At 41.4% G+C, this 21,328-nt stretch carries 23 protein-coding genes; 5 read left to right on the top strand and 18 right to left on the bottom strand.

From position 1 onward, the window contains the following. Nucleotides 1-14 precede the first annotated feature (14 nt). From mraZ to NRI27_RS05355, 10 genes are all read right to left on the bottom strand, one after another. The gene (gene mraZ, locus NRI27_RS05400; RefSeq protein ID WP_317941950.1) at nucleotides 15-446 is read right to left on the bottom strand and encodes a division/cell wall cluster transcriptional repressor MraZ; all 432 of its coding nucleotides are present in this window, start codon (nucleotides 444-446) and stop codon (nucleotides 15-17) included. 273 nt (nucleotides 447-719) lie between these two features. Beyond that, the gene (gene bshC, locus NRI27_RS05395; protein WP_317941745.1) at nucleotides 720-2,327 is read right to left on the bottom strand and encodes a bacillithiol biosynthesis cysteine-adding enzyme BshC; all 1,608 of its coding nucleotides are present in this window, start codon (nucleotides 2,325-2,327) and stop codon (nucleotides 720-722) included. Between the two features lie 94 nt (nucleotides 2,328-2,421). Further along, on the bottom strand, nucleotides 2,422-2,814 hold the full coding sequence (locus tag NRI27_RS05390; protein ID WP_371389838.1) for a DUF3397 domain-containing protein: 393 nt from the start codon (nucleotides 2,812-2,814) through the stop codon (nucleotides 2,422-2,424). After that, entirely contained in the window at nucleotides 2,811-3,710 is a 900-nt protein-coding gene (locus tag NRI27_RS05385; RefSeq protein ID WP_317941747.1) for a ketopantoate reductase family protein, read from the bottom strand. Before NRI27_RS05385 ends, NRI27_RS05390 begins: the two co-directional genes overlap by 4 nt. Before the next feature lie 59 nt (nucleotides 3,711-3,769). Next, nucleotides 3,770-5,311 (bottom strand): acyl-CoA carboxylase subunit beta, encoded by a 1,542-nt coding sequence (locus NRI27_RS05380; protein ID WP_371390058.1) that lies wholly within the window; start codon nucleotides 5,309-5,311, stop codon nucleotides 3,770-3,772. A 54-nt stretch (nucleotides 5,312-5,365) separates the two neighbouring features. Beyond that, nucleotides 5,366-5,581 (bottom strand): biotin/lipoyl-containing protein, encoded by a 216-nt coding sequence (locus NRI27_RS05375; protein WP_317941749.1) that lies wholly within the window; start codon nucleotides 5,579-5,581, stop codon nucleotides 5,366-5,368. After that, complete coding sequence (locus tag NRI27_RS05370; protein WP_317941750.1) at nucleotides 5,578-6,942, bottom strand: acetyl-CoA carboxylase biotin carboxylase subunit; 1,365 nt, start codon at nucleotides 6,940-6,942, stop codon at nucleotides 5,578-5,580. Before NRI27_RS05370 ends, NRI27_RS05375 begins: the two co-directional genes overlap by 4 nt. A 148-nt stretch (nucleotides 6,943-7,090) precedes the next feature. Further along, nucleotides 7,091-7,849, bottom strand: a complete 759-nt coding sequence (locus NRI27_RS05365) for an enoyl-CoA hydratase/isomerase family protein (protein WP_371389837.1) — start codon at nucleotides 7,847-7,849, stop codon at nucleotides 7,091-7,093. 210 nt (nucleotides 7,850-8,059) lie between these two features. After that, nucleotides 8,060-8,233 (bottom strand): 50S ribosomal protein L32, encoded by a 174-nt coding sequence (gene rpmF / locus NRI27_RS05360; RefSeq protein ID WP_317941752.1) that lies wholly within the window; start codon nucleotides 8,231-8,233, stop codon nucleotides 8,060-8,062. Between the two features lie 22 nt (nucleotides 8,234-8,255). Further along, nucleotides 8,256-8,789, bottom strand: a complete 534-nt coding sequence (locus NRI27_RS05355; protein WP_317941753.1) for a YceD family protein — start codon at nucleotides 8,787-8,789, stop codon at nucleotides 8,256-8,258. A gap of 127 nt (nucleotides 8,790-8,916) precedes the next feature. Between NRI27_RS05355 and NRI27_RS05350 the strand changes: the two genes are divergently transcribed. Continuing rightward, nucleotides 8,917-10,158, top strand: coding sequence for a nucleotidyltransferase (locus NRI27_RS05350; protein WP_371389835.1), 1,242 nt, complete (start codon nucleotides 8,917-8,919; stop codon nucleotides 10,156-10,158). Here NRI27_RS05350 and NRI27_RS05345 read toward each other — a convergent pair. Beyond that, nucleotides 10,131-11,177, bottom strand: a complete 1,047-nt coding sequence (locus tag NRI27_RS05345; RefSeq protein ID WP_371389834.1) for a SepM family pheromone-processing serine protease — start codon at nucleotides 11,175-11,177, stop codon at nucleotides 10,131-10,133. The two genes, NRI27_RS05350 and NRI27_RS05345, sit on opposite strands and share 28 nt — an antisense overlap. Before the next feature lie 720 nt (nucleotides 11,178-11,897). On the opposite strand from NRI27_RS05345, the gene NRI27_RS05340 reads away from it, so the two are divergent. Beyond that, entirely contained in the window at nucleotides 11,898-12,788 is an 891-nt protein-coding gene (locus NRI27_RS05340; RefSeq protein ID WP_371389833.1) for a hypothetical protein, read from the top strand. A gap of 102 nt (nucleotides 12,789-12,890) precedes the next feature. On the opposite strand, the gene coaD is transcribed toward NRI27_RS05340, so the two are convergent. Genes coaD through NRI27_RS05325 form a run of 3 tightly spaced genes read right to left on the bottom strand, consistent with a single transcriptional unit; the run spans nucleotide 12,891 to nucleotide 15,344 of the window. Continuing rightward, a complete protein-coding gene (gene coaD, locus NRI27_RS05335) occupies nucleotides 12,891-13,370 on the bottom strand; it encodes a pantetheine-phosphate adenylyltransferase (RefSeq protein WP_317941757.1) in 480 nt (159 codons plus the stop codon). 10 nt (nucleotides 13,371-13,380) lie between these two features. After that, a complete protein-coding gene (gene rsmD, locus NRI27_RS05330; protein WP_371389832.1) occupies nucleotides 13,381-13,929 on the bottom strand; it encodes a 16S rRNA (guanine(966)-N(2))-methyltransferase RsmD in 549 nt (182 codons plus the stop codon). Then, complete coding sequence (locus NRI27_RS05325) at nucleotides 13,926-15,344, bottom strand: hypothetical protein (protein WP_371389831.1); 1,419 nt, start codon at nucleotides 15,342-15,344, stop codon at nucleotides 13,926-13,928. Before NRI27_RS05325 ends, rsmD begins: the two co-directional genes overlap by 4 nt. A gap of 92 nt (nucleotides 15,345-15,436) precedes the next feature. Here NRI27_RS05325 and NRI27_RS05320 point away from each other — a divergent pair, with 92 nt between their 5' ends. After that, nucleotides 15,437-15,829, top strand: coding sequence for a DUF7147 family protein (locus tag NRI27_RS05320; protein ID WP_317941760.1), 393 nt, complete (start codon nucleotides 15,437-15,439; stop codon nucleotides 15,827-15,829). Nucleotides 15,830-15,911: 82 nt separating this feature from the next. Here the strand turns inward: NRI27_RS05320 and NRI27_RS05315 are convergent, their stop codons facing one another. Continuing rightward, nucleotides 15,912-16,184, bottom strand: a complete 273-nt coding sequence (locus NRI27_RS05315; protein ID WP_317941761.1) for a YlbG family protein — start codon at nucleotides 16,182-16,184, stop codon at nucleotides 15,912-15,914. A gap of 135 nt (nucleotides 16,185-16,319) precedes the next feature. On the opposite strand from NRI27_RS05315, the gene NRI27_RS05310 reads away from it, so the two are divergent. Then, on the top strand, nucleotides 16,320-17,231 hold the full coding sequence (locus NRI27_RS05310) for a glycerophosphodiester phosphodiesterase family protein (protein WP_317941762.1): 912 nt from the start codon (nucleotides 16,320-16,322) through the stop codon (nucleotides 17,229-17,231). Nucleotides 17,232-17,292: 61 nt separating this feature from the next. Here the strand turns inward: NRI27_RS05310 and NRI27_RS05305 are convergent, their stop codons facing one another. Then, on the bottom strand, nucleotides 17,293-17,736 hold the full coding sequence (locus NRI27_RS05305) for a YlbF/YmcA family competence regulator (protein WP_317941763.1): 444 nt from the start codon (nucleotides 17,734-17,736) through the stop codon (nucleotides 17,293-17,295). Nucleotides 17,737-17,805: 69 nt separating this feature from the next. Beyond that, nucleotides 17,806-19,218, bottom strand: coding sequence for a UDP-N-acetylmuramoyl-L-alanyl-D-glutamate--2,6-diaminopimelate ligase (locus NRI27_RS05300; protein ID WP_371389830.1), 1,413 nt, complete (start codon nucleotides 19,216-19,218; stop codon nucleotides 17,806-17,808). Nucleotides 19,219-19,333: 115 nt separating this feature from the next. Between NRI27_RS05300 and NRI27_RS05295 the strand changes: the two genes are divergently transcribed. Then, the gene (locus tag NRI27_RS05295) at nucleotides 19,334-20,065 is read left to right on the top strand and encodes an amino acid kinase family protein (protein WP_317941765.1); all 732 of its coding nucleotides are present in this window, start codon (nucleotides 19,334-19,336) and stop codon (nucleotides 20,063-20,065) included. Here the strand turns inward: NRI27_RS05295 and NRI27_RS05290 are convergent, their stop codons facing one another. Beyond that, nucleotides 20,066-21,151: a CAP domain-containing protein gene (locus NRI27_RS05290; RefSeq protein WP_317941766.1), complete on the bottom strand. Its 1,086-nt coding sequence runs from the start codon at nucleotides 21,149-21,151 to the stop codon at nucleotides 20,066-20,068. Between the last annotated feature and the right edge of the window lie 177 nt (nucleotides 21,152-21,328).

The raw sequence follows: 21,328 nt of genomic DNA, 5'->3' as shown, positions 1-21,328 counted from the left end.
TTAATCGCTTATCGTTAAAAATCAAAGTCAATAATGTTTTCTGCAATTTCATTGAAGGATTGCTCAGATTCATCATAGTAAGCATCCCAAGCACTTTTCGCCCAAATCTCAATTCGACTTGATACTCCGATGACGACACAATCTTTTTCAACTTTCGCATAATCAAGTAAGGATGATGGAATATTAACACGGCCTTGTTTGTCTATTTCAACTTCAGTTGCACCAGAGAAGAAGAATCGTGCAAAGGCTCGAGCATCTTTTTTCGTGACCGGAAGAGCTTTTAACTTTTCCTCAAGACGCTTCCATTCCTCCATAGGGTAACCGAATAGGCAATTATCCAATCCACGAGTCAACACAAAACCATCCGTCAAATATTCCCTGAATTTTGATGGGACAATTAAACGGCCTTTCGTATCAACAGTGTGCTGGTATTCGCCCATGAACATACTCTTCACCCCACTATATGAATTTAATGTACCACATCCCTCCACATTCCTCCACTTATATTCCATGTTACTTGTAAAATGTGTCATTAGTACTTGTTTCATTGAGATAGGTTCACATTTTTCATCAAAAACTAGGACTATAAAGTCATTAACTGTAAATTTTCTTTAAAAAAGCAAATAACAAAACACCTTACATATCTATGCGGAATGTAAGGTGTTCAAGTGCAACTCTATTTAATCGAACAATGTACAGGTAATAGCTTGGTTTGATTTTTATAAATAGACAATTTTATGGTTACCGTCCGGCTCGAGCGGCAATTGAAGTAGTTTTTGTACTAAATCTGGACCGAATTCATTCATGAACAGGTAAGGTGTATAGAGACGTTCCTGTAAAGAACCGTTTGGAAGGATTTCATTTTCTATTTTTCTGTATTTCCGAAGTGTCGCTTCATGTTGAATGAACACTTCTTCTTCCGCCTTTTTTCGAAGAAAACCGAATTGTTGTTTATGGTACCTTACGTTTTTCGATAGTAATTGTTGCATTCCCGCGCTGGCATGTCGGGAGAGCTCTTGATAACTCTCGTCCAAATGGTGTTCTATTTGGCATAACGCTAGTTCGAATGCTTCATCCTTTTGAGTGGTGATAAACTGCTCGCGCGTTTCATGTACAGCGCCCGCTAATACATCTTCAATAGAAAATGAACATTCTTTCAGTAGTTGTTGGGTAGTTTGTGAGACAAGTGTAATCGAAATTCGAGGTACAAGTATCGGCATTTTTACATTGAGATGATGAAATGCTTCTTTCAATTGTGCCCAGTACGCAATTTCGCCAGGACCACCAACAAATGCAAGTACAGGGAACACTAAATCTTGCATAATTGGCCTTGTGGCAACATTATTACTAAGCAACCACGGCTGTTCCCTTGCGATTTCCAGCAATTGTTCTTCAGTGTACCGGATCCCAGCGCTTTCATTGATAAAGATTCCATCCACTTTCGACAACAAAAATCGACCTGTTTCGTGGACGAAAAATAAATTAGCCGCATCTTCTTCCAATTGAATAGGTCTATCAAACCCTAGCGATTCAAACTGCTTTTCCTTTTGGATAATGGATGCGGTTAAAGTGCTTGCTTCACGAATAAATGCTTGAAAGGACTTGCTTTCCAATTGACGAAGAGGTTTAAACGCAGAATCGATGAACAATAAACCTTGTTCCTTGAACAGTCCATTCATCAATCTAACAAAAAACCCTGTAAAAGTCCGCTCCATTTTCACCGCTTCAATAACGTCATGCAGCAAGGGTTTCGTATGGTTCGTTTCGCCAAATTGGCGGAAGATTTCTTCCACAAAACCGATCATTTCTTGTTCTGTATAAGTTGTATCGGATGCCATCAGTTTAAGAACGAACTTTTCCTGATACTGCTGTTTTGTTGGTTTTCCACCCTTTTCAACAAACACATGGTTAATTTCGTTCAGGTCATGGTCTTCTCCAGCGACCCAAAAAACCGGAACAACGGACAAATCAAGTTCTCTTCTTTTGGAGGCAGCAAGCAAGATGACGGTAAGTGCCTTATGAATTGAATAGAGCGGGCCAGTCAATAAACCCGCTTGTTGACCACCAATGACAACAACTGCATCGTTCGCAAGCTCATCAATATGTTTCGCCGCACGATCAGAAATCCCGAACGATTCCATATACGAACGAATGACCGAAGCAATTTCCTTCCGATCAAACGTACGACCTGTTAACTCCTCGACTCTCTTTGGAAAAGACGCATGCTCATTTTTATAATCAAAGAAGGTATGTATAAATTCTTCCTCATTCATGTAAGCTTGAAGGACTTTATTTTGATTGTGTAACTCCAACGTTTCAAATTCCATTACAAATGCCCCTTTTTAACTTGTTTGACACGAGTATATCATCCAAATTCGTCAGATTGGAATATTTACGCTTACATAAGAAAGAACAGATTTCTCATTTTACATATTGTACGATTTTTAAAACAATGCCGATGATCATTAATACGACGTACGCAACCCCTAATACAAGGAAATACGTTCTCCATGTTTTATGGAAAAATCTCGTCACCTGAAACTCTTTCTCTTTCAATCTTTCATTTGTAGCAAAAAGCAAGGCAATGATAATGCTAATGACAATGATAATAAATGCAGTATTCACATGAAAGATTGCTTCAGAGGTAAAATAAACGGACAAGAATAAAAATGGAGTTGTCCAATCCGCAGCACGGCCTACTTCGGAAGCTGGCGCTCTTCCCCTTTTTCTCATCACGACAAGGAACACGACTGTGACTAAAAATGGAAAAAGTACAATGACACCCGTTAAAATTGCAAGCAAACCATTTATCAATAGGGCTCACCTCCGTCCATTACACGTAACATCTTCTCCATCGTTTGTAAAAAAGGTAACGGCTTGTCTCGTTGTGCAGCTAGCGCAATGACCGCTGAAACAATCGTCTCAATTTCCATCGGACGTCCACTATTGCGATCCTTCAACATGGAAGACTCATTTCTAGCCGTCCGTTTACAAACGTCTTCAATCGCGGATTTCGGCAATTCCTTTTGCATCTCAGGGAATGCCGAAATCAATTCGTCATATAATTGCGACAGTAATGCATGCGCAAAATCATTTTCTATTAAATGACCGTTGTTCACTTGAAGTATGGCTGTCAATGGATTAATAGCACAGTTGATGAGCACTTTTCGCAACAGGATGTCTTGCGCACCTTCCGAAAATTCTATCGGAAATGTATGTGTCTGTAGCTGTTTTAAAAAGTCAAATGTTGTTGGAACACCTCTAAAACATGCGACTTTTGTCAATCCTACACCATTGTGCGATACAGTGTAATCATTCAGACGAGCTGCCCCATGTTCGACCGTTGCCACAAACACATTTGACAGCTCTGTATTTGCTATCATCTCCAAATGCCCAATTCCATTTTGCACGAACAATAATGGCGGATCGAGTTTTTCACTTTTCAGCCTTTCAAGCACCGAAGCTACACCGTTAAATTTTACCGCTACAATCCAATGCGCTTCCACTGGCACATTTTCAATTTGCGTACAAGCATTTGCACGAATTGTCTCACGTATTCCATTCTCACCTATGTATTGAATGCCTTTCTCACGAATCGATTCAGCCTGTTCTTCACGTCGTACAAGAAAGGTGATGTTACAATCAAACCGACCTAAATACGAGCCGATTAGTAGCCCAATAGATCCTGCACCGACAATGACTACCTCCACCTTCATTCCCCCTTTTAAAAAGAGCACCCTAGAAAGGCGCTCTTTTGAACCTGCACTCATTATACAGGATATACAGAATGTTTTTTAGGTGGTAATGGTAAATCTTTTGTCGAATAAAAGCGGAAACGTTCCGCAAGAACGGTTCTTAAATCAGATGGCGCAACAATTTCATCAATGATCAGCTCTGATGCCATCTTATACACATCGATTTCCTCTTTATATTCTTTATGTTTCGCTTGCACAAATGCAATTTTTTCTTTCGGATCCTCAATTGCTTCAATCTTATTGGAATAAACAGCATTCACAGCCGCTTCTGGCCCCATTACAGCAATTTGGGCAGTCGGTAATGCAATACACACATCGGGTTCAAAAGCAGGACCAGCCATTGCATACAATCCAGCCCCATAAGCTTTTCGGACAACGACAGAAATCTTTGGTACAGTTGCTGAACTCATCGCCATAATTAGTTTTGCACCATGACGAATAATCCCATCACGTTCAACTTTCGTCCCAATCATGAACCCCGGTACATCAGCGAGGAAAAGTAATGGAATGGAAAATGCATCGCAAAGTGCAATGAACTTGGTCGCCTTATCTGCTGAATCAACGAATAAGACGCCACCTTTCACTTTTGGTTGATTTGCAATAATGCCTACTGGTTGCCCTTCAATTCTAGCTAGCACTGTAATTAGTTCAGGCGCAAACAATTTTTTAATATCAAACACACTACCTTCATCAACTAACGCATCAATCGCTTCATACATATCAAAAGGTGCGTTTTGATTTTCAGGAATAATCTCTTCCATCATTCGGCCGGCTTTGGTTGAAATTGCCTCTTTCACTTTTGGCTTTTCTGTAAAATTCGCAGGGAAAAAGTCCAAATAACGGCGTGCTTCCTGAATTGCTTCTTCCTCACTGCCAACGAGGACATCTCCACAACCACTAACTGAGCAGTGCATCCTCGCGCCACCCATCTCTTCAAGCGACACTTTTTCTCCAATTACTTTTTCAGCCATCCGAGGTGATCCTAAATACATGGATGCATTTCCCTCGACCATGATGACTATGTCACAAAAGGCTGGAATGTAAGCACCGCCTGCCGCAGAAGGACCGAACAACAGGCATATTTGAGGTATGAAACCAGACAACCTTACTTGGTTATGGAAAATACGTCCAGCTCCCCGACGGTTTGGAAACATCTCCAACTGATCAGTGATCCTTGCACCAGCAGAGTCGACCAAATACAACATGGGCACCCGATTCTTTTCAGCAATTTCTTGTATACGAATGATCTTTTCTACTGTCCTGGAACCCCAAGAACCCGCCTTGACCGTTGAATCATTCGCCATGACACATACCGTTTGGCCATTCACCTTCCCCATTGCCGTGACAACGCCATCGGCAGGTAAATCCCCAGCTTCACAGTTTGCAAAGCGCCCATCTTCCATGTATTCGCCCTTGTCAAACAGAAGTCGTAATCGATCACGCACAAAAAGTTTATTTTGCTCTTTCAATTTTTCGTGGTATTTCGGCTGACCACCTGCAAAAACATCTTTAATTCTCTCTGCTAGTTTTTCATTATACCCCGTCTGTTCATTCACCTTTGTCAAAAATTTCCCCTCCCGTACGCTTAGCAAACTTCTACTGATTGTCGCTTACGATTCAATTACTACCAGCACATCTTCCTCGTTTACAAAATCTCCAACTTGTACATTGACCGCTGCTACTTTCCCAGCAACTTCTGATTCAACAGGTATTTCCATTTTCATGGACTCAAGGACGACAACCACTTGCCCTTGTTCCACCGATTCCCCAACAGATACATTTACCGTAAAGACTGTTCCTGCCATAGCCGCTTTAACTTCATTCATGATTTTGACTCCTCCTTCTGACTACGTAACCATTCATTTAATACGTTTGTATGATAGGTACCCTTCGTAAATGCCTCAGCATGTAAAAATTGTTTAAATAACGCACTGTTCGACTTCACACCTTCTAGCGTAAACGTCTCAAAAAATTCGATCGCCTTTTCAATTACTTCTTCCCGCGTGGCAGCATGAACGATCACTTTCGCAATCAAAGGATCATAAAACGGAGTAATCGTTCCTCCTTCGACATATCCACTATCTATACGGATTTGATCATTTGAAGGTCCCCAGTCCAACTTTTCAATTTTTCCAGGGGACGGCATGAACGTTTTTGGATCTTCCGCATATAAACGAAATTCCATTGCATGACCGGATATCTGAATGTCTTTTTGGTTTGTGCAAGGTAAATCATGTCCTTTTGCCACTTCAATTTGCCATTCGACCAGATCGTAACCTGTAACGAGTTCCGTTACTGGGTGCTCCACCTGTAAACGTGTATTCATTTCCAAGAAATAAAAAATATCGTCTTCAGCTACAATAAACTCAACTGTCCCAGCGTTTCGATAGTCTACTGCTTTCGCCGCAAGGACGGCAGCTTCCGCCAATCGTCCCCTTACCTCATCCGTCAAATTTGGAGAAGGGGATTCTTCAATGACTTTTTGATTTCGTCTTTGAACGGAGCAGTTCCGTTCAAAAAGATGAACGATATTTCCCTTGTTATCCCCAAACACTTGTACTTCAATATGCCGAGCATTTTCAATAAACTTTTCAAGGAAAACAACTTCATTACCAAAATAGGCTTTCGCTCGAGTTTTAATGGACTGAAAGTGTTGACTGAGCGCTTGCTCATTTTCACAACGCACCATTCCAATCCCACCGCCGCCAGCACTTGCTTTTAACATGATTGGATAGCCAATATGTTGTGCAGCAATTATTGCGTCCTCAAGAGTTGCAACACCTTCATCCGTCCCTGGCACAACCGGAACACCCGCCTGTTTCATCTTCGTACGCGATGCAATTTTGTCACCCATTAAACGAATGGTTTCAGCATCCGGACCGATAAAGACAAGACCAGCTTCCTCTACCTTTCTTGCAAAGTCCGCATTTTCCGACAGTAAACCATAGCCCGGATGGATCGCATCAGCATTTGTCTTTAATGCGATTTCAATTATGGTATCTGCTTGTAGGTAGGACTGTTGGACAGGACCAGGTCCAATCGAAAAGGACTCATCAGCCAGTTTGACAAAAGGCATGTGCGCATCCGCTTCCGAATGGACCGCGACTGTCTGGATCGACAGTTTGCGACATGTCTCTATAATTCTACTCGCGATTTCCCCACGATTCGCTATTAGAATCTTCTTCATATGATAACCCCCAAACTGCTAAAATGAATTTCTCCCAACTCTAGTGTATACGATAAATGTAACCGTTTTCAACTATTAGTCTGAATTCGTACCCTATTCTGAGCCGAAAAAGTTCATTAACCGTAATGCAATCACGATTTACTACTAATCATAATTTGTTTATAAATCGATTTACAGCTTCATGATGCGCATCACTTTCCCATAGTCGAGCACACTCTTGAGCTTCATGCAACATTCGGTTTTCCACGTCAGCTCTTTCCCAATTTGCAATGGCCAGCTTTTTGTACGTCTTATGGACATTTGGATGAATGGTCATCATATGCTCCAGGAATTTTGCAAGTCCCTTTTTTGAATCCCCTTCATATACGGCAGATGCCCAACCAATTTGTAGAAGTTCATCAGCAGTATGTATTTTTGCTTCGGACAATAACTGCATGACTTTGTCTGGTCGCTGTAATTTTTCAAATAGCTGTGTTGCGCCTCCCCAGCCGGTCGTAATAGCAAGTGTCCCTTGGATGAAACCAGCTTTCGCTTTAGCGGAAACGATACGATAATCACATGCTGACGCAATCTCACACCCGCCACCAACTGCCGTACCATTGACAAGAGCAATAACAGGTACAGGCAAAGAAGCTAAACGATAGAGCAAACCAGCCATTCTGCTTAGCATCGGATACGCTTCTTTTGCAGTTTGGATTTGATGAAATGCAGCCAAATCACCACCTGCACAAAATGCACGATCACCACTTCCCGTAATGACCACATAGTTTATGTGCTCATTTGCTTCGATCGTATTTAAAAATGCTTCCAGCTCGTTCATGACAGCGAAATTAATAGCATTCATTTTTTTGGGTCGATTAATTTGAAACATCGCAATTCCGTTTTCAACGGTTTGAATGGATACCAATTCAATCCCTCCTTTTTCTACTATTCTACCAAGTAGGAAGAAGGTGTACATCTTTTTTGAATAAAATCTAGTTTGATTAATGGATATAAATTGAATTAAGAGGAGAGTTTGCAGCGTACAAGTGATGATAGCGAACTTCAGTAAGAAGTTTAACGCAAAAAAAATCACCGGAGCCATGGCCTCTCGGTGATTTTATGTAGGGAATCTAACTTATTCGCCTACGACTTCTTTTCCTTTGTAATGACCGCAAGATTTGCAGATGCGGTGTGCCAATTTAATTTCGCCACAATTATCGCAAGTTGTCATGCCTGGAACTTGTAATTTGTAATGTGTACGACGAAGTCTTTTTGCTGTTTTAGAAGTTCTTCTTTTTGGTACTGCCATTTGGGCACCTCCTTATGATCGCCTATTTCTTTTCAGAATCAAAAAATCCAGCCAATCCTGCTAATCGAGGATCCACTTTATTTTCTTTTCCTTCGCGTTGCTGTGCATCATATTCTTCATCAGTTGTATAGGACCAACCTTTCCCCTCTGCACTTTTCATCTCATTAGCTTTTTCGCTAAAAATCTGTAAAGGCACTTCAAGAAGAATCAATTCTTCAAAAACAGGGGTTGGATCGACAACTTCCCCGATTACAGGATGAATCGAATCATCCGCAGCCAAAGTCGCTTCATCCCAACTGAATTGCTCGTCCGTTTCAATTGAAAATGGGAGTTTGACGTCTTCCCAAGTACGGGAACACGGCAACGTCATCTCACCTTCAAGATGGAAATGGCAAGTCAATTTCTTAGAACCAATTACACAGCTACCCGTTACGTGGACAGGCTGAATATCCCGGATTTCCGGATTCCGTTTTTTCACGGAGTCAAGGTTGATGGCTTCGTCAAGCGGCATCGCACCTTGCCTGTATTTCTGTAATTGATGAATGGACCATTTCACGTCTATATCACCTCAAGACAACACTGTTGATTATATAATGGATAAAAAGGGATGTCAAGATATTTTCTTGTCACCTAAAACGCATCGACGTATAATGCAAATAGATTATATCGAAAGGGTGGGAACAATGAAAGCGACAGGCATTGTAGTTGAATACAATCCGCTCCATAATGGACATGTCTATCATGCACAACAAGCTAGGGAGACAACTCAAGCAGACGTCGTCATCGCCGTGATGAGTGGTAATTTCCTTCAAAGAGGCGAACCTGCTTTTGTTGATAAATGGGCCCGAACAAAGATGGCTTTGCAATCCGGCATAGACATCGTCTTTGAGTTGCCCTATCGTTTTGCCACTGCTCATGCACCCATTTTTGCAAGAGGAGCGATTACGCTATTGGATGCTGTTGGATGCTCTTCCTTTTGTTTTGGAAGTGAAGACGGGGATATCACTCCATTCACCAATAGCCTATCACTTATCAACCAGACAGAAACCGTGTATGAAACAGTTGTCAAAAAAGCGATTCAAGATGGCAGAAGTTACCCAAATGCATTAAAAGAAGCATACACAAGCATTCAAGACAACACGTCTCAGACGCAACTCGCAGATTTAACAAAGCCGAATAATATATTAGGCTTTCACTACATGGAGGCAGCACAATGTATAGGTTCTATGATGAAGCCGACAACCATTCAAAGACGTGGGGCAGATTACCATGAAGCAGATTTACACGCACATAAAGTTGCGAGCGCAACAGGTATTCGTAAATCGTATTTCTCCACCGGTACAATGGATGAAATGGAACCCTTCGTTCCTCAAGCCACAAAAGACATTTTGTTTGATTGGCAAGCCGAACGGGGGCACTTCGGGAATTGGGAGACCTTTTATCCGTACTTACGGTATACGATATTACGTGAAGGACCCATACGCTTAGCATCCATTGCAGACATTACTGAAGGCATCGAAAATGCTATTTACCGCGCTGCCCTGAAGCATGATGCCTTTCAACCTTTCATGGCACAAGTGAAATCTAAACGTTACACTTGGACAAGAATCCAGCGTATGTTAACGCACATTTTGACTGGATTCACTGTTGAGCAACGAGAAACAATGCCAGCCCCCTCCTACTTACGTCTACTCGGTATGACAGGGGATGGACAGACCTATTTGCGTTCGGTGAAGAAGCATTTAACATTGCCTCTGATCAGCAAAGTTGCCACGTTGTCCAATGATTCCTTAACAATGGATATTCGCGCAGCAGATCTTTATGCAATGGCACTTGGCAATTGTCAACACGTCCCTAAAATCGGGCTTGATTACTTAACACCACCAATTAGAACGCATCATTTCGGTTCCAACGATTCCAAATAAGCTAATGCATCATCAATCGTTTTGACAGGTACGATTTTCATCTTCGTACCTATTTTTTTTGCGGTTTTTACAGCTTCCTCATAGTTTGTCATAATTCCTGGATTTAATTCACGTACATTTTGAGGGAGATCATCATCTGGTGCAAAAAAGATTTCTACGTCTTCACGATCCGCAGCAATAACTTTGAAATCAGCTCCACCGATACGTCCAACCGTACCATCCGCAAGCATTTCTCCTGTACCAGCGATATTGTACCCTTTCGTCAAGTCTTCCTCCATTAATTGGTTTATGATCTCAAGCGTAAACATTAGACCTGCAGAAGGGCCACCGATGTCTGCTGTATGGATAGTAACTGCTGGTTCTGTCTTCAATTCCCGATCTTCTTGGAATTGGACACCTAAACCGATCCTGCCCTCTGAATTAGGTATCTCACCTACAGTCAGTTCCACCTCGTTCAGTTCATCGTCCCTTTCAACTAAAACTGTAAGATGGTCCCCTTTTTCTTTTGAAGAAATAAGATTTGCGAATTGACCGACCTCATGCAAATGAACACCATCGACTTCTCGTATCTTATCACCCGATTTCAGCTTTCCTTCTGCAGCACCGCCAGGAAGAACAGACATGACAAAAACACCGTCATATTTTATCTCTACGGGTATCCCTACTTTTTTGAATGCAGTCGTAATTGCATTAAAATGCGAATCAGACATAAGTTTCTTCTGTCTCACATTATATTCTTCGTCATTTTCGCCTTCCCTTCGGACTTTATGGACCGGCAAAATCTTCATTTTGTCAGAAAAGGTAGCTGCTACATAGGAGAAAGGAGTTGCTTTTCCAATCGCAATTGTCATAAGACTGAATGCCCCAACGTCATCCTCATCACCATTTTCCACTTCCACTATCGGTGACAATTCATATGCCCCACCTGGTTTCGATACATATGCATCCAATGGATAAATAAATAAAAAAGCAATAAAAAGCAAAACAACCCCATACAAACCGTACTTCCTCATCTTCATAAGACCAAACCTCCATTAATAGCCTGTACAGACACAACATAGTATAGAAATGCGAAGGGTGGCGGGTAGCTGCGACAGGCGTTGGAGGAAGGAGAGAAAAGGCGCTCTTTGCCTTTACCTCTCCTTCCGAAGCGACCCGAGCAGCTGCCACCCGTAGCTAGATCATAAGGGAACGCAACCTAAGTTCGCCGCGTCCTGCGGCAACGGTTGCATGACCCACATCCTGTGGGCCCAAGCGAAGGGTGGCGGGTAGCTGCGACAGGCGCTGGAGGAAGGAGAGAAAAGGCGCTCTTTGCCTTTACCTCTCCTTCCGAAGCGACCCGAGCGGCTGCCACCCGCAGCTAGACAAGAAAAGCGCACGGTGGCGGGTAGGTCCGACAAGCGCTGGAGTACTTGGAAAAAAGGCGCACTTTGCCTTTTCTTCCAAGTGCGAAGCGACTCGAGGAACTGCCACCCGTAGCTAGATCATAAGGGAACGCAACCTAAGTTCGCCGCGTCCTGCGGCAACGATTGCATGACCCACATCCTGTGGGCCCAAGCGTAGGGTGGCGTCTAGGCCAGACAAGCGCTTTCACCCGTGTTTATCATCACAATCACTGTTAAACAGTGTACCATCGAAAAAAATCATAATAAAGCAATAACAACAATGACTGAGCATAGACAAACCAAAGGAGGCGCATAGATGACTTTAACGCTCACCAATAAGCATCTGTTTACAGTATGATTAGCATCGGCATTATATGGGCATTAATCCTATTATTTATATTACAGCCTGGTATAGCACATGATGGAGCAGAAGCAGGTGCACGATTGTTTACCCACGCATTGCTGCCTTATTTGCTTCCCTATATTATTTTAACCCAATGGCTCTTAAAAATGCCTGTGAAGCGAAAAGCAACAAATAATTGGCAGAGATACATGAAAGCCTATATATTAGGTTCCTTCGGTGGTTTCCCAGTTGGTGCTGTAACGGTCGCAGAAATGATGAAAAATGGAGAGTTATCAAGAAGAGAAAGTGGTTATCTTCTTGCTGCTTGCCATGCACCAGGCCCCATGTTCATAGTGGGATTTGTCGGAACAGAATTACTTGGAAATCCGGTAGCAGGATGGAAGTTACTAACTGCCATTCACATTGCTAATCTCCTATTCTTCTTATTGGCGATGACACTTTTAAAAAAGGATCAGCCCGAAAACTTGTCCATGCAATCTATACAATTACCTAAAACTGCTACTTCGCCATTTTTGGCATCTATTAAAGAAAGTTCGAATGTCATTATTCTTGTAGCAACAACTGTTATTTTCTTTTCATCATTAGGCACTGTTCTTACAACCGCAATAGCTACTGCAATACCAGTGGATCTTGGCATTACGAAAACAGCTTTACTTGCTATTTTTGAGATGACGTCAGGCGTTCAATCCGCTACTGATCATTTCTACTCCTATGCCAGTTTTCCCTTTTTAATCGCTGCAATCATTTCTTTCAATGGTCTAAGCATTCATATGCAAGTCTTTGTCATTGCAAAAGCAGTAAATATACCCTTAATTCCTTATATCGTGTCAAGATTATGGTGTGTCTTCGCTGTTCCACTACTCTTGTATTTCTTAATGTAAAAAATGGTTATGACTCGAAACGTCATAACCATTGGACTCTTTTTACTACCACTGTACCCTCATGTGCACGGTTGTTCAATTATACCTTAAAATCCGTATCAATTACTGGAATTTCTTATGTAATGCCTCTTCCACTACTGTTGGAACGAGCGCAGAAATGTTTCCGCCATATTTAGATACTTCTTTCACAATACTTGAGCTCAAGAATGAATATTGATTTTTGGTCATGACGAAAAATGTTTCAATGCTTTCATCAAGCATCCGATTCATCGAAGTAATTTGCATTTCATACTCAAAATCCGAAATTGCGCGTAATCCTCTTACAATCACTGAAGCTCCTGCTTTATGTGCGTAATCAATGAGTAAACCAGATGAGGATTCAACAAGGACATTTGGAAATTTAGCGGTTACTTGACGAATCAAATCGATACGCTCCTCTACTGTAAAAAGAGGATTTTTTGACGAGTTGTGCATCACAGCAACTCTCACTTCAGGAAATACTTTAGCGGCCCGTTCAATAATATCTAAATGTCCGTTTGTAATGGGATCAAAACTACCTGGAACAACTGCTATTTTTGTCATAAATGGTACCTCATTTCATGTAGATGGATATTGCGCTATTTCCGTAAATCGGATTTTTCGTTCTACAATAGTCACCATAATTTTCTGGGAGTGAAAGTTTTTTATCATGCTCACATACGATGATTGCCTGTTCCGTCAGAAGTCCAGCTTGTACAAATGTTTCTGCAAGCTCGTAAAAACTCGTTTCTGCATAAGGCGGGTCGATAAACAACAAATCCACTTGAACAGATGAGGCTTGCAACGTTTTTACAGCATTTCGCGCATCCCCACGAATCATTTTCACCTGTTCGGTATAACGGCACTTTTCAACGTTCTCTTTAATGACCGAGCATGCTCTTGGATTTTTCTCAAATATGTAAGCTGAATCGATTCCTCTAGACAAAGATTCGATGGACAATGAACCACTGCCTCCGAATAGCTCAACAGCAACTCCCCCGTCAAAATAAGGACCAATCATATTAAAAATGGATTCCTTTACCTTATCGGAAGTCGGTCTCGTTTGATTGCTTGCAATTGATTTCAGTGGTGTTCCTTTTCTTGAACCAGCAACTACCCTCATTCAGATTCCCCTCCATTCAACGATGTCATTACTATCTGCTCATCGTTTTTCTGTATCGATAAATGGAAAATCCGGCGAAGTGCATCTTCGTCAAAATAATACGCATTCCCGATTCGTACATAAGGTGCTTCTCTCAGCGTATGCTTTTTCTCATTGTGGACATAAAACGGGTCTCTTAATGAGAAGCGATAATCCTCTTGAGTACCCTGCACATAAATTGAGCGTTCATTCGAAGATACCTCATAACCCATAGCGGTAAGTAATGCATTTAGCGCATACAACGTCTGCTTCCCTTTCATCACAACAGGAATCCCTTCCTGTTCCTTACCGTTGAGCACAATTTCTCTTGTTTCTTCAAAGACGAAAGGAAATGACTCATTGACATTTTTCTGCACAAAAGAAGTGGACATTCCTTTCAGCTCGCCAATCATCCCATCAAGACCGGCAGCATCAATTTGACCTCCACGCTTATTCATCAACACCAATTGCAACTGATCAAATTCTACTTTAGTCAACTCGTTTTTCAGCATCTCATAAGCTCTTTTTGATCGAGTTGCTCCCACGGGTTCATCAAGAAGAATGGAAGTTGTCAACTGTGCTGTAACGAGTTCCTCCCGTGGTAAAGCATATTGTGTGCGAATTGCCTTTTCATATAATTGATGGATGGAAGTTGTATTGAGTTCATCTACTACAACAATTCGGTCGCCTTGAACGTGTTTCTTCGACGTTCCGATGATCACATCCAAGTGATCCGTTTTTACCTCAGCTAACGAATTTGCGAGTTGCTCCCCTTGTTCCTTATCAAGTTTTTGACCATAAATGGTTAGCTCTTTAGCTTGATGCGTAACTGGCAAGGGGTCTTTTTGCCAATAAAGCTCTGTAATTGGTCCGTTACCTTTGTAGAAGGCATAGTTTATCAATTCGGTTTGTTTCTTGCCAATCAGCTTCAAACCACTTAACCACATACCTCCAATACCTTGTTCGTCCGTTATGTGGAGTAATGATTTGTTAGTTGTTTCGTTCCTAATTGTGACAAATGGGTCTTTGATGAATAAACTTGCTCCATACTTGCTTTCCGTAGGGATTTCATAGGATATGGACTGCGCTGATTGCTCTCCTTCGATAAAAGCAGTAGAATTATCATTCAAACGAGAACAAGATGTATCTTTTTCCTTGTAACAAGCAATATTTTGCACATTTTTTGGAAACACGAGCTCATGTCTACCTGGATGTAAGTTTGTAAAATGTTGCTTGACGATTATCGTTTCCGCACGATTAATTACTTCAATTTCTTGGTTATAAGTTTGTGGATATTCAGTACTCTCGTTCGCATCAGCCATCAGGCTATAATGCATATAGACGAGAGCAATGTTCACTAGTAGTAATAAACCAACAATCCTGCTACTATTTTTCACTTGCGCACCTCACTGTATGCTAAGATGAATGCGTATTGGTAAAGCAAATGGTATTATGAATTTATCCCTTAATACGAAAGGTAGTGTCATAATTGTACCAACAGCGTTTTATTGAATTAGGTGAAGGTTTTGGTGATGTCTACGAGTTATTCGAGCTAATGAAAACGAATAAAGACCGTCTTCACCGTGCTTTCATCTTCTCATCAACCATTCAAGACAAACAGATGATTTCCCTTGCCGCTGCATTCACTCCTGCAAGTGACAGCAAATTCATGCCCATTTACATTTGCAGGGAAGGCATTCAACAAACCGAAATGAAAAAGTCTAAAAGAACAATTCTATTTGAAGAGTTAGGAGAACAACTCGGTCATCCACCGATTTTCATTGACATGAAACATTCTTCTGAGTTTGCAGATACGCAACTTTTCTTCCAATACATAACGGGCATCCTTCGATTGAATCATCTTTTACCTCCATTAGGCTGATGTGCTTCCCGGTCAAGATAAAGGAGTAAAGAATACTCGTCATATGGAACTGAAGGCAGATTTCTCAGGTTGGTCCTACTCGTCACAGACCTATTTTGTAATCGTATTCCTTAGCTTTATCCGGTTTTGCATTTTCATATTCAGTTTTTACAAAAGGTCTATAAGATGGAAGTACTTTTTTAACAGAAGGCAATCGTTCAATTTTACGGATGGTGTCTTCTGTATCTGTTTGGTCGCAGTAGATGACGACGTATTTCATTTTCCTAGAAATATAATGGACGTGGCCGTACTTTCGTAGGGACTTTGCTTGCTTTAAATGATGGAGATAGATAATTATCCCTTGTCGATCAATCATGTTTTTCCCCTCTTTCCTTCCCCATACAATACCATATGTCTGAAATAAGCTGCAACCGAACATTGCTGACAGGTTCCATTTTTTCGCCTATAATGTAGGAAGGACAGGTTGTTACAAGGATAGGAGGAAACGATGATGGGAAGAAAAACCAAAGTAGCCCTTACTGTAGGTGCCGCGGGAGTCGCTGCATGGGCTGCTTCTAAAGTAGTCGTTAAACCAAAACCACGCCCTTCTAAAGAAGCTCTTGCTTACAAGGATCCAGTTGTTTTGTGTACGTGTGCAAATATGAGCTCTGTACCTGATTATACAATGGCTGCGTTCTCAAAAGCGGCTGAAATCGGTGTCCATGGTTTCGCTGTTGACATCCGACTGACGAAAGATGAGGAAATTGTTATTTTCCGTGACGAAACCGTTGAACAAACGACGGATTTTTCCGGTAAAGTGTCAGAGTATACATGTCAGGAGCTTAAACAAGCAGACGCAGGGTATATGTTTGCAGACGAAACCGGACAATACATCTACCGGAATACTGGACAGTCGATTGTCACTTTGCGAGAACTCATTGAAGAGTTTCCACAGTTACTAATTGCGGTCAATCTGAAAGATTCTCCCGACACGTATGAAGGCAGTCTGATGCCGTCTAAGTTGTGGCGACTCATCGAAGAGACAGGTGCTGAAGATCGAATCATCGTAATGAGCGTTTACGATGAACAAACAGACCGTTTTAATTTATATGCTCAACAAAAGGTGGCAACAGGTGCAGGGAATGATGAAGTTAAGAAAGCTTATGCAGCCTATTCCAGTAAATTAGGCCACTTATACAACCCAAGAGCTGATGTATTCAATATCTCTGAGAAGATGGGTGTATTTCCTTTGAACTCTGAAGGTTTCATTACTTTTCTCTCTAAACTGAATGTAGCTGTTTTTTATCAAGATGTAGTAAACTCGAGCGCCATTGAAAAGCTATTGAAATCCGGCGCAAAAGGTATATTGACAAACGAACCTGAAATCGCATTAAACATCATCCAAAAACATACGTCTTACTAATACAAAAAACGTTTACCTTCTGTTCAGATGGCAAACGTTTTTTGTCTACTTTAATTTACGTCTATGCAGAACAGGAACAACTTCCTCCCGAACCACACCCTCCTCCACATGAGGAATTCGTGAAAAATCCATCGCCTGCTGGTATTTTCACCGATTCAGATACAGAACGGCCAATGATGGCACTTATTTCATTCAACAAGTCTTGCACATCATTCTCTGCAAGCCGTAATGCAGCGATGTCTTCATTCATATCTAATTCTCTCTTTTGAACTCTTATATGTTTCATGACTACTTGGTAGTCAGGATGATACCTTCCAAAACGTTGAACTTCTTCATAACGCTCCTTCATGTTCGTAAAATCATTAATCGTTCGAGCCAACTCTTTGTTGGAGTAAACAGCATGATTCGCTCTTCTATACGTTTCAATTACTTCTGAAGAGAGTAACATGGCAGAGAGTTCTTCAGATTGCTCAATGATTGACAGCCATTCGTCTGTCATCATCATATAGCATCCCTCCATTCCACTTCATCATACCAAATTACTACCGTCTCGTGCACAAATCCGCATAGAAAATTATTTTTTTCCGAGAATCGCTTCTTTAGCGATTTCATAATCCGAGAAATGAAATGATTCCCCCCCAATTAGTTGAGTCTTTTCATGCCCTTTTCCAGCGATTAACACGATATCCCCTTCTTTTGCTGCTGCAATGACAGTTTCAATTGCTTTCCTACGATTTGGCTCAATAAAAACGTTACTAGATTCACCTTCTATTCCGGAATAGACGTCGCGAATGATAGCATTTGGGTCTTCATACCGCGGATTATCAGATGTGATCATTACTTTAGTAGATAAGGATACTGCCACTTTCGCCATCTCCGGGCGTTTTCCACGATCTCTGTTTCCCCCGCATCCAAAAACAGTAATGATGGGACAATCCGTAAACTCTTCTATTAAAGATTGTAAGACTGTTTGAAGTGCATCGGGTGTATGTGCGTAGTCAATGTAAACTTTTATTCCAGCATGCTCTATCTGCTGCAAGCGTCCTTCAGGCAAAATGAGTTTATGACAATGAGCCAAGACTTCCTTTTGGTCATAGCCTAATCGCATTAACACACTAACTGCAGCCATCGCATTACTTTTGTTATGTCTTCCTAATAAGGCGGTTGGATAAAGCTCTTTTGGAACAGCTACATCAGCTGTCATATTGACATTGTACCTGTAGGTAGGTTTACTTGCATTCTTAACAAGTTCGATACATATCTCGTCGTCTTGATTAACAATAATTTCCTTCGATAAATTTGCAAGTAATTGCTTTGCTGCTAAATAAGCCTGTTTACTGCCGTGCTCCTCGTAATGATCTACACCAATATTCAGAAAAACGCCAATATCAATATCACAATGATCTAATCTAGAAGTCGATAATCCTAGCGAAGAAGCTTCCATAATGACGTGAGTAATGCCGCCTTCAACGCATTTCTTTAAGAGTGGATGGAGGTATTCCGCTGGTAATGTTGTCATATCCGGCAAATCCATCACACATTTTTCACCATTCATATAGATACCTGTCGTTCCAATAACTGCAGCTTTCGCGCCCATTTCATGCAGTAACTGACCGACAAAATGGGTCACTGTTGTTTTGCCATTCGTTCCAGTAACCGCAATGATTGTCAATAATTCCGATGGATTTCCTGAAAGTTTTGCACTTACATGTGATAAGAATTTCCTCCCATCTGGAACAGTAATAATCGGAACAGTAGGGTATCTGCTCAGCTCTGCTTTGCAATTACGATCCATGACAATGGCAATTGCACCTCTTCGGATCGCTTCTTCAACGTGAAAAATCCCGTCGTCAGCCTTTCCCTTTCTCGCAACAAAAAGATCACCTTGTTTCACTGCTCCCGATCGTTCAGTAACACCTAAAACATCTACACCAATACTCCCTTTCACAGTGCAGGGCCAATCTTTTACAAGCTCTGAAAGTAACAAAAGCCCTCTCCCCTTCCCGAACAAAATCGGCTACTAACGAATATATTGAAAGCGAACCATACTTTATCGTATGAAGAAGTTGAAACGAACGACACGAAGAAAGTTGGGAGTTTGCATGATAGTTCAAAAATTTGGCGGCGTCGCAATGAAAGATGAACAGTCTAGAAAGATTTGTATCGGTCACATTAAAGCTGGATTAGAAGAGTATACGAACGTTGTCGTAGTCGTTTCAGCTATCGGTAGAGGGAAGGACCCTTATTCAACAGATAGCTTGTTAAGGCTTACTGACGCATTTCGTGTATCTAAAGCGGCAAGCGATCTTGCTGCATCTTGCGGTGAACTTATCGCCTCTGCTATTCTGTCAGCGGAATTGGAACAAGCAGGTATTGCAAACAAAGTACTTCATGGCATTCAAGCGGGTATTTGGACATCCGGTGAGTTTGGTGATGGAACGATAAGTGACATAGATCCAACGATGATATCAGATAGTTTACAACAGACCGGATGCGTCATCATACCAGGGTTTCAGGGAATGAATGAGTTCGGGCAAGTGATGACAATCGGCCGAGGTGGAAGTGACTTAACAGCAATCGCACTTGGAGCGGCGTTAAGGGCTTCACATGTCGAATTCTTCAAAGATGTTCCTGGCATTATGTCCTCTGATCCTAAAACGGGTCACAACGTAACAAAGCTTGATCACATTTCTTTTCGCCAATTACTTCCCTTATTGAATACAGAACGGCCGGTCATTCAAAAGCGAGCCGCTTTGTACGCAATGAAAAAAGCGATACCTCTATATGTAAGAGGTATCACTTCAAATGAAACAGGCACTTGGATAAAGCCGTAATTAATTCCGTATGAAATTGGAGTCCGATTTCTCTTTTTTCTCAGTCTTGATGAGCACTTGTGTATAATATTTCCCATATGCACCTGTTCCAATGTCCGTTACATCAGGATCCAATAATACACTCCGATGAGCGGGAGAATTTAACCAACCGTGGACAGCCTCAATTGCATCCACATAATTGGTTGCAATATTCTCCCCTGCTTTTTTATGTTCAATTTCAGCGCTTTTCAGCCTCTCGGATAAGTTCCCTGATGAAGGAGATTCATGTGAAAAATATTTTTCTATAGCCATATCCTTACTATGTTCCTGCGCTAATACAGTAAGCCAGTAATCATACTCTACAACGGGAACCCCGCTTTGATCTCTAAAATAATTCGTCAGTTCGACAATTTGACGTTCATTTGCTCGATCCACTTCAATTTGTATCGTAGAGGATGGTGGTTGGCTGGCGACGAGTTCCCCCATATACTCCATATCGTAAGGCTGATGGATGATTAACGTCGTCGGGTCAATAAAACGTATACCGACAATTTTCTGTTGTTCAGCATCTACATACACTTGAGCGAATAAATCCTCATATTTTATAAGCATCCGATCCATAATGTCCTGATTGCTTAAAGAGAATGTGTACAAATTATTCTCAATTTGTACATTAACTTCTGATTCTATAATTGAAAATCGGAATATATCCTGAACATTTTGCCCTACCTCAAAAGGAGATAAATTTGCACTTACATCCGCACTGAACACTTGGTTTACCTTTTCTTTTTCTATACCGACCATCATATTAACAGTCGTGTTATAGATCCACCAATCATATGCGTAAGTAGAAGGTTCAATTCGATCAGGTTCTCCAAATTGTTGTAAAAGTATTGCTGTCGACTGCCCTACGAGTGTGGATAAGCCAGTTTTCGGTCGTTCAGGTCCTACTACTTGCCCTTCAAGTTCTTTATCTATGACAGGTATGGCAGTACCGTGGTTGACAGGAGATTCCAGAGGTTCATTCTCCTTTACTCGACTGTCCAAAAAATAAAAAACGGTAAGAAGGACGATAAGTGATAAACCAATTTTCCAAAACACTTTCATAACTCCTCGCCCTCTTTCCTAGTTTGTTTAATCGTATAAGACAATCTTACCGAATAGAGGGTATAAAGTCACCCATTATTCTGATTGTATGACGTTCTTTTTCTAACTTGTAAGCTACTAGATGACACAATCTTGTCATTGCAACTCGCACCAATTTGGTCTATGATAAATAAGTAT

This window comes from Sporosarcina sp. OR05, from assembly GCF_041414805.1.
In the GTDB taxonomy this organism is placed as follows: Bacteria; Bacillota; Bacilli; order Bacillales_A; family Planococcaceae; genus Sporosarcina; species Sporosarcina saromensis.
The sequence above is the reverse complement of the archived record's forward strand: the minus strand, read 5'-3'. Positions and strand labels throughout refer to the sequence as shown.

Coding starts and splice junctions, on each gene's coding strand:
- coaD (WP_317941757.1), bottom strand. CDS start 13,370: ATGACAAAAATAGCAGTTGTTCCAGGTAGTTTTGATCCCATTACAAAC.
- NRI27_RS05315 (WP_317941761.1), bottom strand. CDS start 16,184: ATGATTGATCGACAAGGGATAATTATCTATCTCCATCATTTAAAGCAA.
- NRI27_RS05310 (WP_317941762.1), top strand. CDS start 16,320: ATGGGAAGAAAAACCAAAGTAGCCCTTACTGTAGGTGCCGCGGGAGTC.
- NRI27_RS05305 (WP_317941763.1), bottom strand. CDS start 17,736: ATGATGATGACAGACGAATGGCTGTCAATCATTGAGCAATCTGAAGAA.
- NRI27_RS05345 (WP_371389834.1), bottom strand. CDS start 11,177: ATGAAGATGAGGAAGTACGGTTTGTATGGGGTTGTTTTGCTTTTTATT.
- bshC (WP_317941745.1), bottom strand. CDS start 2,327: ATGGAATTTGAAACGTTGGAGTTACACAATCAAAATAAAGTCCTTCAA.
- rpmF (WP_317941752.1), bottom strand. CDS start 8,233: ATGGCAGTACCAAAAAGAAGAACTTCTAAAACAGCAAAAAGACTTCGT.
- NRI27_RS05295 (WP_317941765.1), top strand. CDS start 19,334: ATGATAGTTCAAAAATTTGGCGGCGTCGCAATGAAAGATGAACAGTCT.
- mraZ (WP_317941950.1), bottom strand. CDS start 446: ATGTTCATGGGCGAATACCAGCACACTGTTGATACGAAAGGCCGTTTA.
- NRI27_RS05375 (WP_317941749.1), bottom strand. CDS start 5,581: ATGAATGAAGTTAAAGCGGCTATGGCAGGAACAGTCTTTACGGTAAAT.
- NRI27_RS05340 (WP_371389833.1), top strand. CDS start 11,898: ATGATTAGCATCGGCATTATATGGGCATTAATCCTATTATTTATATTA.
- NRI27_RS05350 (WP_371389835.1), top strand. CDS start 8,917: ATGAAAGCGACAGGCATTGTAGTTGAATACAATCCGCTCCATAATGGA.
- rsmD (WP_371389832.1), bottom strand. CDS start 13,929: ATGAGGGTAGTTGCTGGTTCAAGAAAAGGAACACCACTGAAATCAATT.
- NRI27_RS05370 (WP_317941750.1), bottom strand. CDS start 6,942: ATGAAGAAGATTCTAATAGCGAATCGTGGGGAAATCGCGAGTAGAATT.
- NRI27_RS05290 (WP_317941766.1), bottom strand. CDS start 21,151: ATGAAAGTGTTTTGGAAAATTGGTTTATCACTTATCGTCCTTCTTACC.